Source organism: Actinomadura sp. BRA 177 (assembly GCF_013372625.1).
Lineage (GTDB): Bacteria > Actinomycetota > Actinomycetes > Streptosporangiales > Streptosporangiaceae > Spirillospora.
Genome location: NZ_JABXFD010000460.1, coordinates 1 through 5,300 on the forward strand (window position 1 = coordinate 1; position 5,300 = coordinate 5,300).

The following is a 5,300-nucleotide window of genomic DNA, read 5'->3' on the forward strand; positions in this document are numbered from 1 at the left end:
CGGGTCGATCGCGGCCAGCGGCATCGGCTGCCACGTGATGACCGTCTTCCAGGACCGCAGCATCGGCACCACGCAGATGGGCGGCGAGGGCGCGATGTGGGTCGGCGCGGCGCCGTTCCGCGAGACCGGGCACATGTCCCAGAACCTCGGCGACGGGACGTTCTTCCACCCCGGCAGCCCCGCCCTCCGCCAGGCCGTCGCCCCCGGCCCCCACATCGCGACCACACTCCTCCACAACCCCGCTCCCTGTACGACAGCCGACCAGCAACGCGCCACCACCCCGCACACCCACCATCCCGCCCACAACCAGCACTCCCTCCGGACGACGGTTGGCCAGGAACACACCGCCCCCTCACGCCGACCGAACCAGCACCACGCCGCCTACTCCCCCGTCCCCGCCGACCTACAAGCGCCCCGACACGCACCAGCACTCACCTCCACCGACGACGCGCATTCGCGATCCGCACCTCCCCGGACGACAGTCGCCCCCAACCACACAACCCCTCACACCCACCGAATCCAGGGATCACGACGCCGAAACGGTCGAGGCCACCGGGTCTGCGGAATGTGGTGAGGCAAAAAAGCTGGCGAGGTGGACGGGTAGCCGAACAGCGGACTCCTCCCGAGCCCCCTCACACCCACCGAACCCAGCGATCACGCCCGCCCACAACCTGCACCTCCTCCGGTCTTAAGGCGGCCTGGCGCGCGCTGTCACCCCTGCGCACCGAGCGAATCCGGCGGCCACGCCGTCAGCGAGCTGGGCTGCTCACTGGAGGGGACGGTGGCAACGCTCCGCAAATTTATCGATACGTGATATACGCCACAATCCATCGTGCGATGGCGGGCGAGTTATCCACAGAACGCGGTTCTACTACCCGCGCGTCCCCGCCCAGGTCACCACGGAATCGATCTTCCTTGGGAATTCGTGACTCAGTTCACACTTCCCTCACCACTGATCGAAATCAGCGCAGGCCAAGGCGGGGGCAAGGGGCCGCCCACCAAGGCTCGCCGGCACCGAAATGCCCGGAAGGATTTGCCATGTCCACCCGACTCTGCATACGTTCCTGCCCGGTTCATGCGGCACAGCAGCCGCCCTGATAACAGAACACGCACCCCGACGCGCGGCAGCGGCGCGCACGGCCACGGAGCCGGGCGCGGACCCCAGGTCGTCCCTTCACGGACCCACTTGAGCCGCCCCGTCGGACGCCGAATCCGTGCAGCCAAGAGGCACGGAACCGGAAGCGGCCCACACTTTCCCCGCGTCCCGTCAAATGACGCCGCGGAATGGCCGCGGCACCGAACCCCTGCGGAAGACCGACGGGGGTGACGGCTGCCCGGTAGGCATCAACCGCGAGGTCTGGAGTCATTCTGCATACCCCTCGAAACCCCCTGAAGGCCGGAATCACCACCGGTGGCCTCGTCCTCACCACGACCGCGGCGCTCGGCGCGTCCGTCCTGGCGGCAGCGCCCGCGCAGGCGGCGGCACCCCAACAGGCCGCCGTCGTCACGAAGGTCTCCGCCAAGCAGTCCCGGGCCGCCAAGCAGAAGAAGCGCGCGGCCTACGCCGTGAAGTACGCGGCGAAGCAGATCGGCGACCCGTACCGCTACGGCGGCACCGGCCCCGGCTCCTGGGACTGCTCCGGCCTCGCCGGAGGCGCCTGGCGCAAGGCCGGGGTGAAACTGCCCCGCACCAGCCAGCAGATCTACCGCGCCGTCAAGAAGAAGGTCTCCTGGAAGGGCGCCGTCAAGGGCGACCTCCTCTTCTTCTACAGCGGCCGCACCCACGTCGGCGTCTACGCCGGCCACGGCTACATGATCCACGCACCCAGCTCCGGCAAACGCGTCAAGAAGATCAAGCTGACCAAGTACTACAAGCGAAACTTCAACGGCGCCGTCCGCCCCGGCCTCTAACCCACCAAGACAACCCGCGCCGGGCCACCCAGTGGCCCGGCGCCCCCTCGCCCCGGCCGGTGCTCTTGCCCGCCGGGGCGAGGGGGGATGTTCAGGCTGCGGGCTGTCGAGGTGGTGGAGTGATCGGGACCAGGGTCACGTCCTAGCCGAGACGGCGCAGGGCATTGGCGTGGTGCGTGGCCCGCCGGGACGGGTCGGTCTGGCGGTCGCAGTAGTCGGCGTCGTCCCTAACCCACCGAGACGACCTGCGCCGGACCGCCCCATGGCCCGGCGCCCTCGCCCCAGCACGCCTCCGGGATCGACAGCGCGTGCTGGGGTGGCGTGGGTTGGGCGACTGGCTTGTGGGAGGGTCCGGCGGTGCAGCTCACGGAGGTGATCCGGGAGGGGCATGTGGCCGTCGGGGGGCGCCTGCTCGGCTTCACCGTCGGCATTCTGATTCTGGCGGCTCCAGGTGGCCCCACCTAGGCGGCTTGGAGTGGCCCCACCTTCAGCGGCGGCATGCCGGCGGCGATCTGATTTGGCCCCACCCCTGACCAGCTCTTTCTTGTCGCTGATCGCCTGAACCGGGGCCGAATCCAGCCGCCACTGGATCTTCAAGTGGGGCCAGACCAGGCCGCCCTGGTGGAGCCAGTTGAAACCGCCGTAATCAGCATTCACGCTCGGGTTGTTGATGGCCCCTGTCTCGGGCGCTGGCGGTGGATGGAAGTAGGGGGCGCGCCGCGTTGTCGCGTGGCGATGTTGCGCTGCACGGGTGGTCCCTGCTTTTGGGTCAGGGGAGGGGTGGGTAGTCGGTGTAGCCGTGGTGGTCGCCGCCGTAGAAGGTTGCTCGGTCGGCCTTGGTGTAGGGGCCGCCGGCCTTGATGCGGGCGGGGAGGTCGGGGTTGGCCAGCCAGAGTTCGCCGAAGGCGATCGCGTCGGCCACGCCTTCGCGTAGGGCCTCGGCTCCGTGTTCGGGCGTTGCGGGGAAGGCGTCCGGGGTCGGGTGCGGGTTCAGGATCAGCGTGCCCGGCCATTCGGCGCTGATCCGGCGGGTCGTCTCGCGGTTCAGCTCCTCCATGACGTGCAGGTACGCGAGGCCCAGCGGGGCGAGCGCCTCGGTGAGGGCCGAGTACAGCTCTGGTGTGTCGCTCTCGCTGACGCCGCTGGACGTGCCGCCGGGCGAGATGCGAAGTGCGACGCGCTCGGGGCCGATCACGTCCGCGGCCGCCCGGACGGCCTCGACCGCGAACCTGATGCGGTTCTCGATCGTGCCGCCGTAAGCGTCGGTGCGGGTGTTGCTGCCGTCGGCGAGGAACTGCTGGATCAGGTAGCCGTTCGCGCCGTGCAGTTCAACGCCGTCGAAGCCGGCGGCGATCGCGTTGCGAGCTGCGGCGGCGAACTCCGCGACGGCCTGGGCGATGTCGTCCAGGGTCATCTCCTGCGGGACGGGGTGGTCGAGCATTCCGTCCGGGGTGAACAGCTTGTCGCCGGTCGCGATCGGTGAAGGGCCCAGCGGCAGGCCGCCGTCCGGGTACAGGACGGGGTGGCCGACGCGCCCGGAGTGCATCAGCTGCGCGAAGATCCGTCCACCCTCGGCGTGCACGGCGTCGGTGACCGCGCGCCAGGCGGTGACCTGGTCGTCGGAGTGCAGGCCCGGCGTCTGGATGTACCCCTGGCCCCGGACGCTCGGCTGCGTCCCCTCGGTGATGATCAGTCCGGCGGCGGCGCGCTGCCGGTAGTACTCGGCGGTCAGCTCGGTGACGATGCCGCCCGCGCCCGCTCGGCTGCGGGTCATCGGCGCCATCACGAGGCGGTTGGGCAGCTCCAGCTTTCCGGCCGACAGCGGCTCGAACAGTTCCTGCATGACGTCCTCCATTTGGCGTTATCGCTGGTCAAGAACGTACGAGCCAAGAGGTACGGGGCGAATCCGTAGGGTTTCGGTAGTCGGCCCCGTAGTTTGGACTCGTGCTCTACGGGCGGAACGACGAACAGGCGCGGCTCACGTCGCTGATCGACGGGGCGCGCGAGCAGCGGCGCAGCGGCGCCCTCGTGCTGCGCGGCGAGGCCGGCATCGGGAAGTCGGCGCTGCTGGCGGCGGCCGCCGCCGGGGTGCCGCGCGTGCTGCGGGTGACCGGGGTCGCGGCGGAGTCCGGCATCGCGTTCGCCGGCCTCAACCAGCTGCTGTGGCCCGTCCGGGACCGGCTGGACGCGCTGCCGCCGGCGCAGTCCGCCGCGCTGCGCTCCGCGCTCGGCGAGACGTCCGGCGAGCAGGGCCGCTTCGCCACCGGTCTCGCCGTGCTGACGTTGCTCGCCGACCTCGCCGAGGACGGTCCCGTCCTGTGCGCCGCCGACGACGCGCACTGGATCGACACCGCGACCGCCGAGGCGCTGCTGTTCGCGGCACGGCGGCTGGCGGCCGAGGGCGTCGTCATGCTGTTCGCGGCGCGGGACGAGGGGTTCACCGGCACGGGCCTGCCCGAACTGCGGCTCGACCGGCTCGCCCGATGCGACGCCGAACTGTTCCTGGCCGGGCGCGAGCTGGCGCCGACCGTCCGCGAACGGGTACTGCGGGAGGCGGCCGGCAACCCGCTGGCGCTGCAGGAGTTCGCCGCCGCCGGGGGACGTCCGCCCGAGACCTCGCCGCTGCCCGTCGCCGACCGCGTGCTCGTGTCGTTCCAGGACCAGATCGCGGGGTTGCCGGAGAACGCCCAGCTGATGCTGCTGATCGCGGCCGCGGAGGGGCGCGGGCACATGCCGAGCCTGCTCGCCGCCGCCGACACGTTCGGCGTCGGGCTCGCCGACCTGGAGGAGGCCGAACGCGCCCGGCTGGTGGCGGTCGCCGGGCGCAGCCTCACGTTCCGGCATCCGCTGATCAGTGCCGCCGCGTACCAGGGCGCGACCGCGGCGCGGCGCATCGCCGCCCACCAGGCGCTCGCCGACTCCGCCGACAGCCCCGACTGCCGCGCGCGGCACCGCGCGTCCGCCGCCCTGGCCCCCGACGAGGACGTCGCCGCGGACCTGCAGGAGGCCGCCGAACGCGCCCGCGTCCGCGCCGGTCACGCGACGGCCGCGGCGCTCTACCGGCAGGCCGCCGACCTCACCCCCGCCCGGGAGGCGCGCGCGGCACGGCTCGGCGCCGCCGCCTCCCTGACCCTCCAGGCGGGACGGCTGGACGAGGCCGGTGACCTCGCCGTCCACGCGGAGAAGCTCGGTGCCGCGGACCTCGCCGGGCTCGCCCGCGTCCACGCCGCCGTCGCGTACGAGCGCGGCGGACCGCCCGCCGCGGCCCGCCTGCTGCTCGACCGCCTCCTCTTTTACACATCTTACGCTGCCGACGAAGAGCGGCGTGATGATCTCGGTGCGTCTCCTATCCTCACCAAAACACACACAGCACCACTCTCAACCACGAC

At 71.4% G+C, this 5,300-nt stretch carries 4 protein-coding genes; 2 read left to right on the forward strand and 2 right to left on the reverse strand.

What is annotated here, in order from left to right; genetic code table 11:
• The coding region (locus tag HUX53_RS43150; protein WP_369009214.1) for a hypothetical protein at positions 1 to 216 on the reverse strand (216 nt) is incomplete at its 3' end.
• A gap of 1,350 nt (positions 217 to 1,566) precedes the next feature.
• Between HUX53_RS43150 and HUX53_RS27170 the strand changes: the two genes are divergently transcribed.
• Positions 1,567 to 1,911 (forward strand): C40 family peptidase, encoded by a 345-nt coding sequence (locus HUX53_RS27170; protein WP_309237461.1) that lies wholly within the window; start codon positions 1,567 to 1,569, stop codon positions 1,909 to 1,911.
• A 769-nt stretch (positions 1,912 to 2,680) separates the two neighbouring features.
• Here HUX53_RS27170 and HUX53_RS27175 read toward each other — a convergent pair.
• A complete protein-coding gene (locus HUX53_RS27175; protein ID WP_176406060.1) occupies positions 2,681 to 3,754 on the reverse strand; it encodes an alkene reductase in 1,074 nt (357 codons plus the stop codon).
• A 101-nt stretch (positions 3,755 to 3,855) separates the two neighbouring features.
• Here HUX53_RS27175 and HUX53_RS27180 point away from each other — a divergent pair.
• Positions 3,856 to 5,300 (forward strand): AAA family ATPase (locus HUX53_RS27180; protein WP_176406061.1); only part of this gene is annotated, 1,445 nt, incomplete at its 3' end.

Bases quoted from the DNA above. Each gene is read 5' to 3' on its own strand.
- HUX53_RS27175 (WP_176406060.1), bottom strand. From the start codon at position 3,754: ATGCAGGAACTGTTCGAGCCGCTGTCGGCCGGAAAGCTGGAGCTGCCC.